General features: G+C 32.2%; 18 protein-coding genes. 7 read left to right on the plus strand and 11 right to left on the minus strand.

Annotated features, from left to right (window positions below):
* Positions 1–8: 8 nt before the first annotated feature.
* The 7 genes from msrA to purC are packed head-to-tail and all read right to left on the minus strand — an operon-like array spanning position 9 to position 6,864.
* Entirely contained in the window at positions 9–611 is a 603-nt protein-coding gene (msrA, locus tag EU91_RS01875; RefSeq protein ID WP_032524919.1) for a peptide-methionine (S)-S-oxide reductase MsrA, read from the minus strand.
* A 16-nt stretch (positions 612–627) separates the two neighbouring features.
* A complete protein-coding gene (lpxB, locus tag EU91_RS01870; RefSeq protein WP_032524920.1) occupies positions 628–1,806 on the minus strand; it encodes a lipid-A-disaccharide synthase in 1,179 nt (392 codons plus the stop codon).
* The gene (gene lpxA, locus EU91_RS01865) at positions 1,803–2,645 is read right to left on the minus strand and encodes an acyl-ACP--UDP-N-acetylglucosamine O-acyltransferase (RefSeq protein WP_032525246.1); all 843 of its coding nucleotides are present in this window, start codon (positions 2,643–2,645) and stop codon (positions 1,803–1,805) included. The genes lpxB and lpxA overlap by 4 nt, the downstream gene beginning before the upstream one ends.
* Before the next feature lie 4 nt (positions 2,646–2,649).
* Positions 2,650–3,108: a 3-hydroxyacyl-ACP dehydratase FabZ gene (fabZ, locus tag EU91_RS01860; protein WP_032524921.1), complete on the minus strand. Its 459-nt coding sequence runs from the start codon at positions 3,106–3,108 to the stop codon at positions 2,650–2,652.
* A gap of 17 nt (positions 3,109–3,125) precedes the next feature.
* Positions 3,126–3,962, minus strand: coding sequence for a UDP-3-O-acyl-N-acetylglucosamine deacetylase (gene lpxC / locus EU91_RS01855; RefSeq protein ID WP_032524922.1), 837 nt, complete (start codon positions 3,960–3,962; stop codon positions 3,126–3,128).
* Complete coding sequence (locus EU91_RS01850) at positions 3,963–6,092, minus strand: BamA/TamA family outer membrane protein (RefSeq protein ID WP_032524923.1); 2,130 nt, start codon at positions 6,090–6,092, stop codon at positions 3,963–3,965.
* A gap of 43 nt (positions 6,093–6,135) precedes the next feature.
* On the minus strand, positions 6,136–6,864 hold the full coding sequence (gene purC / locus EU91_RS01845; protein WP_032524924.1) for a phosphoribosylaminoimidazolesuccinocarboxamide synthase: 729 nt from the start codon (positions 6,862–6,864) through the stop codon (positions 6,136–6,138).
* A 136-nt stretch (positions 6,865–7,000) separates the two neighbouring features.
* Between purC and purD the strand changes: the two genes are divergently transcribed.
* Both purD and EU91_RS01835 read left to right on the plus strand, forming a co-directional pair.
* Positions 7,001–8,332, plus strand: a complete 1,332-nt coding sequence (purD, locus tag EU91_RS01840) for a phosphoribosylamine--glycine ligase (RefSeq protein WP_032524925.1) — start codon at positions 7,001–7,003, stop codon at positions 8,330–8,332.
* Positions 8,333–8,336: 4 nt separating this feature from the next.
* Positions 8,337–10,403: a HAMP domain-containing sensor histidine kinase gene (locus EU91_RS01835; RefSeq protein WP_032524926.1), complete on the plus strand. Its 2,067-nt coding sequence runs from the start codon at positions 8,337–8,339 to the stop codon at positions 10,401–10,403.
* On the opposite strand, the gene kaiC is transcribed toward EU91_RS01835, so the two are convergent.
* Positions 10,400–11,929 carry a circadian clock protein KaiC gene (gene kaiC / locus EU91_RS01830; protein WP_032524927.1) on the minus strand — a complete coding sequence of 510 codons (1,530 nt, stop codon included), beginning with the start codon at positions 11,927–11,929 and terminating at the stop codon, positions 10,400–10,402. The two genes, EU91_RS01835 and kaiC, sit on opposite strands and share 4 nt — an antisense overlap.
* Before the next feature lie 82 nt (positions 11,930–12,011).
* A complete protein-coding gene (kaiB, locus tag EU91_RS01825) occupies positions 12,012–12,329 on the minus strand; it encodes a circadian clock protein KaiB (protein ID WP_011376985.1) in 318 nt (105 codons plus the stop codon).
* Between the two features lie 144 nt (positions 12,330–12,473).
* On the opposite strand from kaiB, the gene rplU reads away from it, so the two are divergent.
* Positions 12,474–12,914, plus strand: a complete 441-nt coding sequence (gene rplU / locus EU91_RS01820) for a 50S ribosomal protein L21 (RefSeq protein WP_032524928.1) — start codon at positions 12,474–12,476, stop codon at positions 12,912–12,914.
* A gap of 9 nt (positions 12,915–12,923) precedes the next feature.
* On the plus strand, positions 12,924–13,184 hold the full coding sequence (gene rpmA, locus EU91_RS01815) for a 50S ribosomal protein L27 (RefSeq protein WP_025937540.1): 261 nt from the start codon (positions 12,924–12,926) through the stop codon (positions 13,182–13,184).
* On the opposite strand, the gene EU91_RS01810 is transcribed toward rpmA, so the two are convergent.
* On the minus strand, positions 13,177–13,851 hold the full coding sequence (locus EU91_RS01810) for a class I SAM-dependent methyltransferase (protein WP_082303045.1): 675 nt from the start codon (positions 13,849–13,851) through the stop codon (positions 13,177–13,179). The two genes, rpmA and EU91_RS01810, sit on opposite strands and share 8 nt — an antisense overlap.
* A 143-nt stretch (positions 13,852–13,994) precedes the next feature.
* Between EU91_RS01810 and truB the strand changes: the two genes are divergently transcribed.
* Positions 13,995–14,918 carry a tRNA pseudouridine(55) synthase TruB gene (truB, locus tag EU91_RS01805; RefSeq protein WP_032524930.1) on the plus strand — a complete coding sequence of 308 codons (924 nt, stop codon included), beginning with the start codon at positions 13,995–13,997 and terminating at the stop codon, positions 14,916–14,918.
* A 3-nt stretch (positions 14,919–14,921) separates the two neighbouring features.
* On the opposite strand, the gene EU91_RS01800 is transcribed toward truB, so the two are convergent.
* Positions 14,922–16,307 carry a SpoIID/LytB domain-containing protein gene (locus EU91_RS01800; RefSeq protein WP_052041310.1) on the minus strand — a complete coding sequence of 462 codons (1,386 nt, stop codon included), beginning with the start codon at positions 16,305–16,307 and terminating at the stop codon, positions 14,922–14,924.
* An 88-nt stretch (positions 16,308–16,395) separates the two neighbouring features.
* On the opposite strand from EU91_RS01800, the gene rnz reads away from it, so the two are divergent.
* Together rnz and EU91_RS01790 are read left to right on the plus strand one after the other, a co-directional pair.
* Positions 16,396–17,334, plus strand: coding sequence for a ribonuclease Z (gene rnz, locus EU91_RS01795; RefSeq protein ID WP_032524931.1), 939 nt, complete (start codon positions 16,396–16,398; stop codon positions 17,332–17,334).
* A 74-nt stretch (positions 17,335–17,408) separates the two neighbouring features.
* Positions 17,409–17,969 carry a pentapeptide repeat-containing protein gene (locus EU91_RS01790; protein ID WP_152556182.1) on the plus strand — a complete coding sequence of 187 codons (561 nt, stop codon included), beginning with the start codon at positions 17,409–17,411 and terminating at the stop codon, positions 17,967–17,969.
* Position 17,970 lies beyond the last annotated feature (1 nt).

Raw genomic sequence — 17,970 nt, forward strand, 5'->3', positions numbered from 1 at the left:
TATTTAAATTATTCATTCCAAAGATTTGTTGATCTAGCGTTATCCCCCCATAATTTATCCAATCTCTGATCTCTCCCACATGAGAATCTATAGAATTTATATTTTAATTCATTTTTCTCAGCAAAATCCTGGTGATATTCTTCAGCCAACCAAAATTGGCTTTTTGATTTTAGTTCTACAGATATTTTTTCTAATGGCACTCGCAACTCCTTAGAGGCCGAAACAATCGCATTTTTTGCATCATTTTCCTCAGTTTCATCTTTGAAAAAGATAACTGGCCTATAAGAATCTCCACGATCACAAAATTGGCCCTTGGCGTCCAAAGGGTCAATATTTCTGAAGTAGAGCCTAAGTATTTCAGGTAAAGCTAGCAATTGTGAATCATAGTCGACCAAAACCACTTCCTGGTGCCCATCATGATTTTCATAGGTAGGATTTTGTAAATTTCCTCCTGAGTAACCACTTTGCACAAAATTTATCCCCTTTAAAGACTGTAAGTCATGTTCTAAACACCAAAAACAACCTCCTGCAAGAACCAATTCTTCCGCCAGAGCCTGTAAAGGATGAATTAAAATTGAACAAAAAACTATGAAAGAGAACAGATATTTCATAATCCAATTATAAAGTTTAAATAATAGAATTTATAATTTCTTTTGCAGTTCTTGAGACAACACCCTCCTCGCCTAATTCTCTTTTTAATGAAGCATAACCATTTTTAAATTTTAATTTTTCTGATTTATTTTCGAGAACTCTACAAGATTTATAAAAGATTTTCTTTTCGTCAAAATTTCTCTGAACAAATTCAGGTATTATTAATTTGTTATTTAACAAATTTACAGGAGAAATAAATTTTACCTTGAAATTAAGGATTTTTCTTGCGATAAAAGCGGTAATTCTACTTACTCTATAACCAACAATTTGTGGTATTCCATGTAAGGCTAATTCCATATTAACCGTCCCGGATTTGCAAAGAGCTATTTTAGTTAGTGAATAAATATAAGGCTTTAATTGTGCATTATCTTTTTGAGAAATCACTTTCCCTTTAACTTGATATTTTCGAAAGGCCTTTCTGAATTGTTCTTCAAAGACTGTCCTACAAGAAGGAATATAAACAACTAAAGTTGGATATTTTTGTTGTAATTTTCTTGCTGTCCTCATAAAAGTAGGTAATAGATATCTCAATTCTTGAGGTCTTGATGCAGGCATTATAAGTAGAATACTTTCATTAGGGCTAAGGTTCAGAATTTTACGGGCATCTTTCTTTAAAGGAAGTTTTTTTATTAAATCGATCATTGGATGTCCGACCCACAAAACGTTACCACCCCTTTTTTTGTAAAAGGCTGCTTCTTGTTTAAAAATCGCAAAAATTTTATCGGAAAAATTTATCAAATTTGTCGTAGTGTTATTTCCTACCCTCCAAGCCCATTCTTGGGGAGCTATGTAGTAGAAAATTGGAATTTTTGTCTTCGATCTTTTTAATTTTATCCCGATTTTTATATTTGGCCCCATGTAGTCGATCAAGATTAGGCAGTCTGGTGGATATTTTTTTAGTAACTGATAAAATCTTTTTTGAATTCTTATTGTTGGGAGAAGAAGAGGTAAAGCCTCCCAAATACCTATTGCACTAATTGAAGTAGTATCTTGAAGAATTTTCACACCTTCTTTCTTCATCCTATCCCCACCTAATCCACAGATTTCTAAATCTAGATGTCTTTTTTTCGCTTCATCAAATAAAGCTTTTGATAACAAACTTCCATGCAAATCTCCCGAGACTTCACCGGTGCTTATAAAAATCTTTTTACTCATAAATTGACTAAAGGCATTGGACCTCGTCTTTCCTTAGATATTGAATCTTTTAAAAAACTACATAATTTCGATGATGAAAGATCTAATTTCCCTTTCATTGCTTTTTCTAATGAATTTGAAATTGAATCATTAGATTTAAAAAGAAGATTCCAAGTACTTTGGAGTAACTTTAAGTCAAAATCTTTGTTTTCCATCAAACCACTTCTTTTAATTCCAATCCTATTCAAACCTCTCAATCTTCCTGGATGCCCTTCGGCTAGACAAAAAGGCGGTACATCTCTATCTACTCTTGTCATTCCTCCGATCATTGCTAAATATCCAATATGTACAAATTGATGGATTCCTAGACAGCCACCAATAATGGCTTTATCTTCAACCTTTACATGGCCCGCAACTTGTACACTATTTGATAAAACTATGCCATTCCCAAGTTCGCAATTATGACCTATATGAGAGTAAGCCATTAACAAATTATTGTTCCCAATAATAGTTTTTTCTCCTTCATCAGTTGCCTTATTAATAGTAACGCATTCTCTAAAAGTATTATTGTCTCCAATAATTACTTCAGTAGAGGCACCTTTATATTTAAGATCTTGTGGTTCAAGTCCAATAAATACATTTGGGAAAACTTTATTATTACTGCCAATTTGAGTTTTCCCTGTGATAATAGCATTTGGTCCTATTTCGGTTCCTTCCCCGATATAAACATCAGGACCGATAATAGCTCCTTGAGAGATAGTGACACCATCATGTAATTTAGCACTAGGGTCAACAAAAGCATTTGGATGCACGTTTACACCACTAAAGCTAGAATTTAATTTAATTTTTTTGTTCTCCATATCCCTAATCAACTAATGAGAACATTAATTCTCCAGAACAAACCAATTTTCCATCAACATGTGCCTCTCCTTTAACCTTGCCAAATCTTTTTCTTTTAATACTTAATATCTCACAAGAAATTATCAATTGATCTCCAGGTACAACAGGCTTTCTGAATTTAACATTATTTATCCCCGCAAATACAAAAAGTCCTTTAGGAAGATCAGGCATTTGCGTTACTATTATTCCCCCAACTTGAGCCATTGATTCAACAATAAGTACCCCTGGCATTAAGGGCCTTTCGGGAAAGTGTCCTTGAAATTGAGGCTCATTTATAGTGACATTTTTTACTGCAATAGCACTCTCACCAGGAATATATTCTATAACTTTATCCACAAGAGCAAAAGGATATCTATGAGGTAATAAACCCAGTATGTTCTCAGAGGAGAGTTGATTATTTTCAATGGATAATTCTTTTTCCAAAACAATTAAAGATAAAATTAAATTTTTAGCGATGAGGCCAATAAAGCATTTAAAGAGTGAGATCCTTTATAAACTATAATTTGGGCCTTAGGTAACCCTACCAAAGCCAGGTCCCCAATTAGGTCCAAAATTTTATGTCTTATTGGTTCATCATCAAATCTTAATGGTGGATTAACCCATTTATCACCATCACAAACAAGCGCATTTTCTAAACTTCCTCCTTTTATTAATCCAAGTTCACTTAATTCTTGAAATTGATCTTTAAAACCAAATGTTCGTGCTGGAGCAATCATTTCGACGAAACTTCTTGGATTTAAGTCAATCACAAAAGTTTGATTGCCAATTGCTTTGTAAGGGAAACTTATAGTGGAAATAATTGTTGTTTTTTCATAGGGAGTTGCTGCTATAACTGACCCTTCTTTATTTAAAATAATTGGTTTATTAATCTCTCTAAAAAAATTATTAGGTTTGAGGACTTTTTTTATCCCCACTCCTTCAAAATCTCTTACCCACTGAATTGCTGATCCATCTAAAAGAGGGATTTCTTTCCCTTCAACCTCAATATGGATGTAACTTAAACCGCACCCAGCAAGTGAAGATAATAAATGTTCAATTGTATATAAATTTCTTCCACCTAATTTAACAGCTGTGCAAAGCATCGTACTTCCTATTAAATCTTGTGTAAGCTTAAAAATCTCTTTGGGTTTATCACTGAAAGAAACATAATATCCTTCTTTTTCATAAGAAGAAATTGATACCCTTGTTTTTTCTCCACTATGAAGACCTATACCTTCTCTGGAAATAGTCCCAGATAATGTATAGCAAGAATCATAATTAGTAGGCCAAGAAAACACTTAAAACTTCCATCCAACTCCAAGTGTATATCTCCAGTCTCCACTTAGTTCCTTACTCGCAACGTCAAATCTTAATGGACCAATTGGCGTTTTAACTCCAACTCCCGCTCCAAGTGAATAACCAGAACCAGATTTCTGTAATAATTTACCAGGCTTGCCTGGGACATCCTCTTGGGATCCCAAATCACTCCCCGCATCAACAAATAAAGCTCCTGATAACATTCTCCAAAGAGGGAATCTATATTCTATTGAACCCTCAACAAAACTTTTGCTAACTGCCAATTCACAAGATCCCCAACCTCTAACAGATGATGTTCCTCCTAGACAAAATGCTTCATAAGGAGGTAATTCACCAATAGTAGTTGCAGCAGTAAATTGAAACCCCACAGTTTGAGGACAATCCTCGCTGGTAGAATTACTCGATCTGCACCCTTTAGTTAAATTTATCAATCTTGTTGGTACAAAAAATGAATAATTAGCTCTCATTCTATTAAAAGTTGGAGAGTTTTTACCCACTGAAACAAATTGTTCAGAGCCAAAGCTTAATTTACTTCCTGAAGTAGGGTTTGTAAAATTATTCAAATCATTTCTAGTAGTACTTGCAATTACACTTACCAATGTATTTTCTGCAGGGCATAACCCATCTTTTGTAGTAAATCCAATACATATAATATCGTTTATATTGCCTGTAGTTGGGGTCATATCACCATAAGGTTTTTTATTTCCACTACCATCAATCATATTTACTTTCTTGAAATTCATACCAGCAAGAACTTTCCACTTAGAAACCTTAAATGGGTCTCCTCCATTAAGAGGCCTTGTAAAGGAAAATCCACCTCCGGTTTTCTCTAAAACTATTGAAGAGAAAGTATCAGCGTTTGTAGTATTAGTATCATCTACAGCGTAAATTCTATTAGTTTCACTATTAAATTCTTGTGGATAATCTCTATTAAGAAAAACATTTGTTCTAAAAGAAGTTCTATACTTATCTCCTTTGATCCATGGATCAAATAAATATAAATTATAGGTTGTTGAAAATTCTCCAAAATTCAAATTTAGATTAGTAGTCCATGCTCTACCTAATGTATTGGTTTCCTGCAAACCAATTGTGGCAAAAATACCTGAACCATTGCTGTAACCAAGGCCGCCAGTTAATGATCCAGTTCTTTGTTCGCTTAAATCTAAAAAAATTATGACTTGGCTAGGATTTAAATCATCTGGACCAAGGGATACCTTGACATCATCAAATAATGATGTGGCATATAGTCTGCGGATATCAGATTCTAGAATTTTTCTATTAAATATTGTACCTGGTTGTGATTTCAACTCTCTTTTTATGACCCAGTCTTTTGTTTTTCCTTTTCTTAGTTTTCCATCAATTACAGATTCACCATCAGATCCTGGAAATCTTAACTTGACATCAGATATGATGCCTTCAGAAACTTTTAATGTTACTATTCCATTTTCTGAGATTCTATCTGGGCCAATAACTCTAGCTAAGGAATAACCCTCATTTTCATAACGTTTTTTTATTATTTCTATCTTATTTTGAAATTCTTTTAAGTTAAGAGTCGTTCCATAGTAATTACTAAAAATATTATCTAGGAATTCATCAGAGATCAAAGAGTTTATCGGTTTAATTTCAACTTTCCTCAAAATTGGATTAGGAACTACATTTACTATTAGCCTCACTCCTAAAGGCCCATCTTCAGGTTTTATTTTAACGTCCGAAAACCAGCCACTAGCGTATATTGAATTAAGGTCTCGATTTAAAATTTGATTATCAACGATACTGCCTGGCTTTATACTCATAGAGTCATATGCAGCTAATTCTAGCTTTCTGCCCTCAGGGTGATTTTCCCAACCTTGGATGATTATTTCTGAAATAAGAACACTTTCTGCCTTAGTATTTTTTTTATTTTCTGCAATAAAGAAACTTTTTTCCTGCTTTTTTTGAAACTCTTGAAATAAACCATGGTTGATTTTTTCTATTTGTAAAGTTGTAGTGGATCCCTCAAAGTCATTTAGCGAATATCTAGCTAACAGTTCTGAATTATTTGATAACAAAATCAAAGGGAAACAAGAAATATTGGTGGAAATCTTTCTAAATTTTAAAAACTGTTTTTGCATAGTATTTAATTGTTTCGATTAAAGCATTATTTATTGAATTGAGTTAAAGGAAATCATTTATTCTTCTGTTAATCTCACTATAAGCCTCAATGAGCCCCCCTAAATCATTTCTAAATCTGTCTTTATCTAAGCTTACAATTGTATCATTTTTCTGGTTTAGATCCCACAATCTACAATTATCAGGACTTATTTCATCGCCAAGTAATATGTTTTTTTTAGAATCAAACCCAAACTCTAACTTGAAATCTACAAGTTGAAGCTTGATATTTTCAAAAAAACTTTTAAGGATTATATTAATCTTTAGAGTTAAATCTATAATAAATTCTAAATCTTTAGCGCTTATTATTTTCATTAATTGAATTCTATCTTTTGTAATTAGTGGATCATTAAGTTCATCATTCTTAAGATAAATATCAATTAATGGTTTTTCCAGTACAGTCCCAGATTTAATAGTTGTCTGTTTACATAAAGATCCATAAGCAGTATTTCTCAAAACAATTTCTAATGGAATTATATTTATTTTTTGTGCAATCATTGTATTGTCATTTTTGAGTTCAAGGAAATGAGTCGGAATCTTCTTCTGTATCAGAAGTTCAAAAATTCTTGTACTAATTAGGCAATTAAGTTTGCCTTTGCCTTCAAATTTAGCTTTTTTCAACGCATTAAAAGCTGTAGCATCATCTTTAAATTCAATGATTACTTTATCTGCATCATCATGAGTAAATATTTTTTTTGCTTTGCCTTCATAAATTAATTCATATTTGTTATTCATGAATTCAAGACCTCATTTGATTACTAAAAGTAAGATATTTAATTAACATATTTATTAAAGATCAATTTTCTAAGTTAGTTTAATCCATTTTAACTGATTATTTATCGAATCCCCATAACCTTCAAAAAACACATTTATGAGCATTAATTCAACAAGTTCCAAGAATTTCAATAGACTAGAAAATATTTTAATTATTGGAAATGGAGGAAGGGAAAATTCTTTAGCTTGGATTATTCAGAAAAATGATTTAGTAAAAAAAGTTTATTTAATTCCTGGTAACGCTGGTTCACAAAGAATAAACAAATGTGAAAGGTTAAAAATGGACATAAACAATAAAAAAGAATTAGTTGAAAAGCTTGAATTTTTAAAAATAGATTTAATTGTAATTGGACCAGAAATACCTTTAGCGAATGGATTGGCCGATTACCTTCGCAAAAAAGACTTTAAAGTATTTGGTCCTGGCAAAGATGGAGCAAAACTGGAATATAGCAAATCTTGGGCAAAGGAATTTATGAAAGATGCAAATATTCCGACTTCAAAATTTTGGAAAGTAAATTCTCTAGAAGAAGCAAAAAAAATTATTTATTCATCATCAATTCCATTGGTAGTGAAAGCTGATGGTTTAGCTTCAGGTAAAGGTGTTTTTATTCCAGATTCAAAAATAGATTGTCTTGAAGCAGCAGAATCAATCTTTAATGGTAAGTTTGGTAACTCAGGGAATGTAGTAGTTCTAGAAGAAAAAATTCAGGGTCCAGAAGTTTCGGTTTTTGCTCTTTGCGATGGCAAGAAATATTTATTACTTCCAAGCGCGCAAGATCACAAACGTCTTAATGAGAAAGATAAAGGTCCAAATACAGGAGGGATGGGAGCTTATTCTCCAGCACCACTTTTAACAGAAGATAATCTTTATAAGATAAAAAAAGAGATTATTGAACCTACAATAGATGAGCTAAATAAAAGGAATATTGACTATAAAGGCGTAATTTATTTTGGGTTGATGATCACAAAATCTGGGCCAAAAGTTATAGAATATAATTGCAGATTTGGCGATCCTGAATGCCAAACGATAATGCCTTTGATGGATCAAAATTTTGTGTTTCTTTTAGAAAAATGCGCAATGGAAAATTTAACAGGTAATGAAAAAATTGATATTTCTAATAAGGTCAGTGGTTGTGTAATAGCAACCTCAAAAGGTTATCCTCATGAATATAAAACAGGCTTTCCAATAAAGTTAGGTGAGATTGATTCAAATGATTGTCAAATTTTCGACTCGGGGACTACTTTAAGTAAAAATGGGGACTTATTAACTGATGGAGGAAGAGTTTTAAGTATTGTCTGTCAAGATAAAGATTTTGACTTGGTATTTGAAAAAGCATACAAAAATTTGAACGAAATAAATTTTAAAGGTATTTATTTTAGAAATGATATAGGTCATCAGGTAAGAAAAAACTATCACAAGGGGAACTAGGATTATGGTAAATACTAATAGTCACGAAAGTAGAGAATATAATATGGCCGATAGTGAAGATATCAATGATAACTATTGGATCAATAGACTCCTCGCGTGGTGGAGTGGGTTCAGTTTAAGAACAAAACTGTTAGCTATAGCCACTCTTGTTGTCAGCCTCCTAATGACAGGAATAACTTTCTTTGCTTTAAATAGTATTCAAAGAGATGCAGGAATGAATGATACTAGATATGCTCGGGATCTTGGCTTATTATTATCTGGGAATGTAACAGAATTAGTTGCAAACAACCAAAAAAAAGAAATTTCAAATGTAGCTGAAAAGTTTTGGAGATCAAGCCGAAATTTGCGTTATATATTTTTTACTGATGCTGAAGACATAGTGCAACTTGGAATACCAATTAGCGCCACTCCAACAAGTTCAGATAGCCAGTTTCAACTTACTAGAAAATTAAAGCTACCCGCAGAGTTAAAGAAAAGGCCACAATTCCCTTTAGTTAGGCAACATGTAACACCTCAAGGTCAAGTAACAGACGTTTTTGTTCCAATGTTATGGAAAGGGAAATATCTAGGAACTTTAGCTTTAGGAGTTACACCTAATAAAAAAGCTTTAGCTAGCGCCGCATTAACCAGAGAAGTGACCATAGCAGTTTTCATCTCTATTTGGGTTTTAGTAATCCTCGGTGCTGTATTCAACGCACTTACAATTACTAGACCTGTAAGGGAATTAGTAAGAGGTGTTAGGGAAATTTCAAAAGGAAACTTTAAATCCAGAATTTCATTACCTATGACAGGAGATTTAGGAGAACTTTTAAATGGATTTAACAGAATGGCCACTCAGTTAGAGAATTATGATGAGGCAAACATTGAAGAACTTAAAGCAGCTCAAATAAAACAGCAATCACTTATAGCTACTATGGCTGATGGTGCAATTCTATTGGATTCCCAAGGTAAAATTGTACTTACAAATCCAACAGCAAAAAGATTATTTCGTTGGGAAGGCAGATTCTTAGAAGGAAAATATTTTTTAAATGAAATCCCTGAAATTCTATCTAATGATTTACACATAAATATAGAGTCTTTATTAAATAGAGAAAAAGAAAAAGATGATTTAAGGATAAGCTTAGGAGAACCTGCTAGAACTTTAAGAATTGTTCTACAATCTGTTTTAGACACAAACAAAATTGAATTAAAAGGTATTGCAGTCACAATTCAAGACCTAACAAGAGAGGTAGAACTAAATGCAGCGCAAAATAGATTTATTAGTAATGTTTCTCATGAACTAAGAACCCCACTTTTTAATATCAAAAGTTATGTAGAGACCTTACATGATTTAAAAGATCAACTCTCCAATGAAGAACAACTAGAGTTCTTAGGAATTGCAAATTCAGAGACTGATAGGCTAACAAGGCTAGTTAATGATGTTTTAGATTTATCAAGACTAGAGTCAGGGAAAATAATTCAGCTAGAAGAAATGGATATTAAACCTGCAATAGAACAGACTCTTAGAAACTATAGACTTAATGCTACAGAAAAAAATGTTTCATTGGCACATGATATTGAAGAAACTATCCCTTCAATTCTCGGAAATTTTGATTTACTTTTACAAGTTTTTGATAATTTACTAGGTAATGGATTGAAATTTAGTCCTAAAAACAGCAGCCTTATGATAAGAGCATATACTTGGCCAGACTCATGTCCTGCATTCCCTCCTGATGACAGAAATCATGAAGCTCCTCAATGTGAGTTAATTTCACCATTACCCAAAGTAAGGATTGAGATTGCTGATACAGGTTCAGGAATATCTCAAGCGGATCAAGAAAAGATATTTGACCGTTTTTATAGAGTGGAGAATTCCGTGCATACTGAGCAAGGAACAGGTTTGGGGTTATCGATAGTGCGTGGGATAATTGAAAAACATGGTGGAGAGATACGCATGGCAAGTGAATTAGGCGTAGGAACAACCTTCTGGTTTGACTTGTCCTTGGCACAATCTGACAAAGATGAATTATTGACTCAAAGTATTAATAATACAGATAACTTTTCTAGCTCTGAAATCAGTGAAATCATCTAATTGCTATCTAACCCTTTAAAAACATTTTGAACATTTTGATCAGGAATAACTCTATGAGGTGCACCACTAAATATCTGTTCAAAGTTAGAAAAAGAATCTTTTATTTCAGGCCCTCGATTTGTGATAATAAATTCTCTTATTCTTTTATCATGCCAAGATCCTCGCATTTTAAAAACATTTAAAGCTCTAGCCATCTCTCCTTTTATTTCTACGTATTGAAGTAATAATATAGTATCTGTAATGGTTGAGATGTGAGAATCAGTAATAGAATGACTTCCCATAAACTCTTCTGCAGTATTAGTAAAAAAGCCGGCTATCTCTTCTTGTTTTGTGTAACCAGTAACTGCAATCACAAACTGTCTAAATGCGTTTAAACTAACACCCCTAGCTAATGCAGAGAGAGAATCTATTGCCATTCTCTTTGGTTTAAATTGATTAATTTGCGTCTTTATGATTTGCAAGTGATCTTCTAAACCAGTTGATTCAGGATATGCACAAATAATTTTTAATAAACCATCACTTTCCATTTTTTCAAAATCTATGCCCCAACTTGTAGCATTCCTAAGTAATTGCGCCCTAGATTCTTCATATGCAAAAAGTATTGCTCTTTCATTATTGCTGTAAGCATCTTCTACAAATTTTGATACGAGCATTGTTTTACCTGTACCAGTTGCTCCTGTGGCAAGAATAATGGAATCTTGGAAATAACCTCCTCCACACATATCGTCAAGATCTTTAACTCCCGAGCTAATCCTAATATTTGAGGAACTCTGCGTTAATCTCATTGCTCCAAGAGCAAAAACACTTATACCATCTGTTCCCATAGTGAATGGATATTCGCCTTTCATATGTACAGTCCCTCTTAACTTCAAGACTTCTAGAGTTCTTCTTCTCTTTTCCGACTCAAGAACATTTCTTAATAAAACAACGTTATCAGATACGAATTCTTCTACTCCATACCTAGCAATTGGGCCGTAATCATCAACCCTTTCTGTAGTCATAACTGTAGTCACACCTATTTCTTTTAATCTTGCAATCAGTCTAAATATTTCTCTTCTAACAACGTAAATGGCGTCATACTGTTGAAAAACAGCAGTTATTGAATCTATTGCAACTCTTTTAGCCTTATATTTCCTAATTGCATAACTAATTCTCTCAATAAGACCAGACAAGTCAAAATTACCTGCGACATCTTGACCGTCCGGATCCGGAGAAGCATCCAATATAAACAATTTATTTTGATCAATTAAATCTTGTAAATCCCATCCGAAGCTGGCAGCATTTCTTATTATGTCTAAAGGTGATTCTTCAAATGTTACGAATATCCCAGGTTCATCAAAATTACAGATCCCATGATGCAAATATTGAAGAGAAAAAACAGTTTTACCTGTGCCTGAAGTGCCACTGACAAGAGTGCTTCGAGATACAGGCAACCCCCCCCTACAAACATCATCAAAACCCTCTATGCCAGTAGGTAATTTTTGAACTTGCATTTTATTTGATTTGCCAAATTTCTTATCTTTCATAGTTTTGTTCAAGAAAATTTTTTTAATAAAAAATAAACAATAAACATTAAATTTATCTTTAATTATAAAAGTTTTCTATGTGTTATTTATCTCCACTATATTCAGTTTCAGTTAATTCATCAAAAAGTAAATCTAACCCAATTAAAACTTTTTCTCTATCAGAAAGGTCACCAATTATCCTTCTCACTGGTGGAGGTAAAATTTTAGCTAAGGTTGGAGTAGCTAAAATCTTGTCTTCCTCTGCAAGTTGTGGTTGCTTAAGGACGTCTATAACCTTCAAGGCATAAACCCCTTTAAATTCATTTTCTAAAATTTCTCTTAAAGTATTTAATGCTCTCATTGAATTAGGAGTATTCCCCGCGACATAGAGTTTTAAAATATATGTTTTTCTTGCTGCCATTATTAAAATTCCTCAATTTGATATAAAAGATTTAAAACAACCCTTGACTTATTACACTACAAAATAAGAAAATAGACAAACTGTATTGATTGCTGATTTGGCTTAATCAAATTATAAATTTGAGCCTAATAGCGTCTCCTAGACATGACAAATTCTAAAAAATCTTCAGACAATTCTTCTAAAAGTAATGAATTGTACGCAATAGCCGAAACTTCAGGTCAACAATTTTGGTTCGAAGTAAACAGATACTACGATATTGACAGGTTAAATGCAAAAGAGAAAGAAAAGATAACACTTGAAAAAGTTTTACTCTTAAAAGACAAAGACTCTATCACTGTAGGAAAACCTTACATAAAAGATGCAAAAATTGAACTAGAAGTTGTCTCTCATAAAAGAGATAAGAAAATTATTGTTTACAAGATGCGTCCGAAAAAAAAGACAAGAAGAAAAATGGGTCATAGACAAGAACTTACAAGAGTTATGGTAAAATCTATATCAATGGGTAAAGGCACTCCTAAGTCTTCTTCAAAAAAAGAAACTGTTAAAAAGGAAGCTAAACCAAAATCAGAAAAATCAACAAATTAAACATTTCTAATGGCACATAAAAAAGGAACAGGTTCTACTAGAAACGGTCGAGATTCAAATTCTAAAAGACTGGGTGTCAAAGCTTATGGTGGTGAAAAAGTAACTGCTGGATCAATTTTAATTCGCCAAAGAGGTACATCATTTTTGCCTGGAAACAATGTTGGTAAAGGTAAAGATGACACGCTTTTTGCACTAAAAGAAGGAACCGTAAGTTTCGAAAGCATTAAACGAAATTTAAGAAATAGAAAAAGAGTTAATATAGTTATCTAATTTTCCTATAAGCTCTTGCAGTTATAAGAATAGGATGAAATACCTCTAAAAATTTTGATTGAAGAGTCTCAAAAAACTTTTCAATAATTTTACTTTCATCGATATGAAAAGGATATTCATTGTTATCTCCTTTGTAGAAATACCAATTGAATAGAGCAATAGAATTACTATCCATAATCTCACTGAAATGATTAATTTGAGAAGCTGGATCTGCAAGATGTTCCAAAACATCAAAGCAAACTATAGTATCAAATTTAACTATTTGTGTATCTTGAATTGTCTTGCAAAAAGTAAGTTTTTTTTCAACTCCTAATTGCTTAGCCCTGTATTCAACAAAATTTCTATTTGTTTGATTAATATCTACAAAAAAAACATGCTCAACTTTTGAAGACATAGCGTTAGCTAGGGCATGCGTACCAATACCTCCTCCAAAATCCAAAACTAAACCTTTAGAAAATCTCTGCTGAAGTTTTAAAGTATCAGCTATATAGTCCCTACTTGTGATATGCCAAGCAGCTAAATCAGCTACATGCCTATCTCCTACAATATCAGTGTAAAAATCTGAAACATCATTCAAAGCATCGCCAGGATGTGAATTTGCCAAATTCATCTTTGCACTTGCAAGGAATCCATCTAAATCACATTCCCTAATAGATAAGTATTCCATTAAGTGTGATTTCAAATTGAAAGCATTGTCTATAAACTCTTTTAAAATGAAATTATTATTTTTCAATTTTCTTACTCTAAATTTCCAATACCAAAATCATAGAATGATCATAAATCTTTCTCAAAGTATTCTTAATATTAAAAATGGAAACTAAAGATGGATTCTTAGTAATTAATAAAGATAAAGGCTGCACCTCTCATGATTGCGTTAAACAAATAAGGAAGTTACTAAATACAAAAAAAGTCGGACATACAGGGACTCTTGACCCAGAAGTTATAGGAACATTACCAATCGCTATAGGCAATGCAACGAGATTTATTCAATATCTTCCTCAGGGTAAAACTTATATAGGACAAATTAAATTAGGGATAAGAACTAACACAGATGATATTCAAGGCGAAATAATTAGTCAAAAAAGTTGGCCTACAATCAGCGATGAAAAATTAGATCAATACTTAAATAGATTTAGAGGAATCATTAAACAAATTCCTCCGAAAGTTTCTAGTGTTCACGTTAATGGAGAGAGAGCTTATAAAAAATCGTTCAGGAATGAAAATTTTCAATTAGCACCAAGAGAAGTAAAAATAGAAGAACTTATTTTAATGAAATGGGACCAAATTAACGGAATCATAGAAATAAAAATAAAATGTTCAGCTGGCACATATATAAGATCAATCGCAAGAGATATAGGAGAAATTCTCAATTCCGAAGGTTGCCTTCTGCAACTAAAAAGAATTTCAGCTTGTGGCTTTGATGAACAAAACTCGATAAAAATATCTGATATCGAAAAAGAAAAAGGTAAAAATAACTCGAAAAATTTTATTATTCCAACAATTTCTGCTCTTAATCACATTTCAACATTTGTCTTAACTTTTGAAGAGCAAATCAATTTTTGGCAAACTGGAAGAGCAATTAAAATTGATATTAATTATTTAAAAAAAAGCAAAACTTTTGATTATAAAAAACCCATAAAGGTTATAGATAAAAGACAAAAATTGCTAGGGATAGGTTTCTTAAATGAGGATCAAACTAATATAAATCCAAAATTAGTTCTTAATGCAAAATAATTTTTATAAAAAATATTTTTTAAAAGGTTTTATCTCAACTCCTTTATAAAAATGTTTTAAGATAGTTTTTGCTTTTGCTCCCTGATTCGCCATATGTTTAGCTCCCCATTGACTCATCCCAACACCATGACCAGATCCAAATCCTGAAACTACTAAAATCTTTGCTGGAGAAGATGAAGAATTAAGAGGATTTCTGGGAACTAATAATCTTTGACCTATCTTTATTATTGATGAATCTTTAATATTATTTAACGCAACGATTTCCTCAACACTTACATCATATTGATCAGCAATAACTATCAAGGTTTCTCCAACTCGAACAATATGGGTAAGAGGTTCATTTTCTAATCCATTTGTTGATAATAATTTAGGAGTATGATTAAGAGATTTAAATTCATTATCTTCGACAAATTTAAATCTAACTAAAGTACTTTTAAGGTTCATTTTTTTTCGAATATCAACTCCTGAAATTTGATCAGTACCAAAATCACCATGAATTCTTACATTTTTTACTCGACCCGTACTTGTTACATTTAAGATTTCAATTTTGTTTATCCCTCCAATCCGTGGGAATAATTTTTGCAATTGAGATTGTGAGAACTTTTGATTCCATCGAAGTTTTGGATTATTTTTATCAAAGTCTTTAACACTTGATAAATATGGATATTTATTTTTCCATACATCTTGGCTATTCTCTGTCATGCCAGCAGAACTACTATGAAATAAAGCATTAATTAATTTGTTTTCATAAGTTAAAACTAATGATCTTGTGCTGTTTACTGCTCTTTTAGTTTTATGTGTCCCAGCCTCAAGTCCTATATAGACCTGATTCATATTTGTCGAATCAATATCGTATAGAGGATTTCCTTTTTGCTTCAAAGCATAAGTTCTAGATGCGATAGCTTGAGCTTTTAATGCTTCCAAAGGCCATTTAGCGGGCATTTCTGAACCAACAACACTAGCGAGATACTTCTCAATCCCAAGAACATTAACTACCAATATGTAATTATCACTTATAAAAATGTTCAATTTACCTGCGTATCTTTTCTGACCAACCCAAATGCCTCTTCTATCTGAGGAACTCACTAAAAATTTTTCTTTATTTTTCAAATCATAAATTTTTTGTTTATTCTTATCAAAAATTAGAGTAGTTCTATTATTTTGTTTTTTTAAAGTTAAACCTTTAATTTTTTTATTTGAAAATCTTTGACCTTTGATTGTTAATGGAATTGATCTATCTGACCTAATTCTAATTTTTTTGTCTTTTAAAATTAGAACACTTATGTTAGGTTCTTTTGAAGCTGATAAAGCTCGATTTTGAGAAAAACAAAAAATTAATATACTTATTAAACAAAAGTTATGGGTGTTTTTTATGATCTTTAATATCACTTTGTTTGAAAAACAAATTTTGAAATTGCCTTAATTTCACTAAAAGTCTAGATTTAATCCAGATAAAAAAACAACAATATTAATATAAGTGAACATCACCTTCTTAGGAACAAGCTCAGGAGTCCCATCCTTGACGAGGAATGTTTCTTCCCTAGCGCTTAAATTATCACAGTCATCAGAAGTTTGGCTTTTTGATTGTGGAGAGGGAACGCAACATCAAATAATGAAAAGCAATATCAAATCTTCACAAATCAAGAAAATATTTATTACTCATATGCATGGAGATCATATTTATGGTTTACCTGGACTTTTGGCTACCTTAGGTTTATCAGGAAATAGTAAGGGTATTGAAATTTACGGTCCTTCAGAGTTGAGAAGTTTTATAAATTCTGCACTTAAAAGTAGTTTTTGCAAATTATCGTTTCCATTGCATTTTGTGGAAGTTGAAAATTTTGCATCAGAAAATAAAATGCTATTTGAAAACAATAAAATAAAAGTAAACTGCGCCTGTCTTAAACATAAAATACCTGCTTATGGTTATCGAGTTAGTGAAAAAGATAAACCAGGTATATTTGATATCAAAAAAGCAGAGTCTCTAAAAATAGCACCTGGACCAATTTATTCAGAACTGCAAAAAGGTAAAAAAGTAGTTTTAGCGGATGGTAGGACATTTGATGGGAAAGAATTCTGTGGCCCCCCTAGAGAGGGTGAGAGTTTTGTTTATTGCACAGATACTATATTTAGCGAATCAGCTGTTTCACTATCAAAAAATGCCGATTTACTCGTACATGAATCTACTTTTTCAGAGGAGGATGAAAGCATGGCATACGAAAAATTACATTCCACAACAATCATGGCTGCCAAAACAGCATTATTATCTAACACAAAAAAATTAATTATTACTCATTTAAGTCCAAGATATACCAATAAAAATGCAATTACTCCAAGCGATTTGCTTAAAGAGGCTCAAAAAATTTTTCCAAATACTCAGCTTGCAAAAGATTTTCTAACGGCAGAAATAAAATAAACTGCAACAGTTCGTTAGCAGGAGCGTTGTAAATGACCAACCCATGAAATAATAGTCTTAGGTTTTTCTATTTGATGTCGATCGAAATGGTCTCTATTTTTTCATCACTACATAAGTCTTGTAAAAGACTATTCATTTTTCTTCCATTAATTATTGGGTTACTTATTAATCCAATATCTGCAAATGCACTCTATCCTAGTGATCCTTCATCAGTTGACGTTCTAAAAGAAGATCTTCACGGTGCTGACCTTCATAATACTGAATATGTTAAATATGATTTATCTAATCAAGATTTAGGAGAAGCTAATCTTCAAGGTGCATATATGAGCGTGACGACTGCAAAAAACTCTAGTTTTAAAGGAGCCAATATGACGGACCTCATTGCATATGCAACACGCTTTGATAATGCCGATTTTACAGATGCAAATCTTACCAATGGTGAGCTAATGAAAAGTGTTTTTGATGGAGCAATTATTGATGGGGCAGACTTTACTGATGCAAATCTTGATCTTTCTCAGAGAAAATCATTATGTGAGAGAGCTAGTGGAACTAACTCACAAACTGGAGTTAATACAATTGATAGTCTTGAATGCACTGGCTTAAAAGGTTACATGCCTCCAAAGCCAAAAGCATAAT

Source organism: Prochlorococcus marinus str. GP2, from assembly GCF_000759885.1.
Taxonomy (GTDB): Bacteria; Cyanobacteriota; Cyanobacteriia; order PCC-6307; family Cyanobiaceae; genus Prochlorococcus_A; species Prochlorococcus_A marinus_J.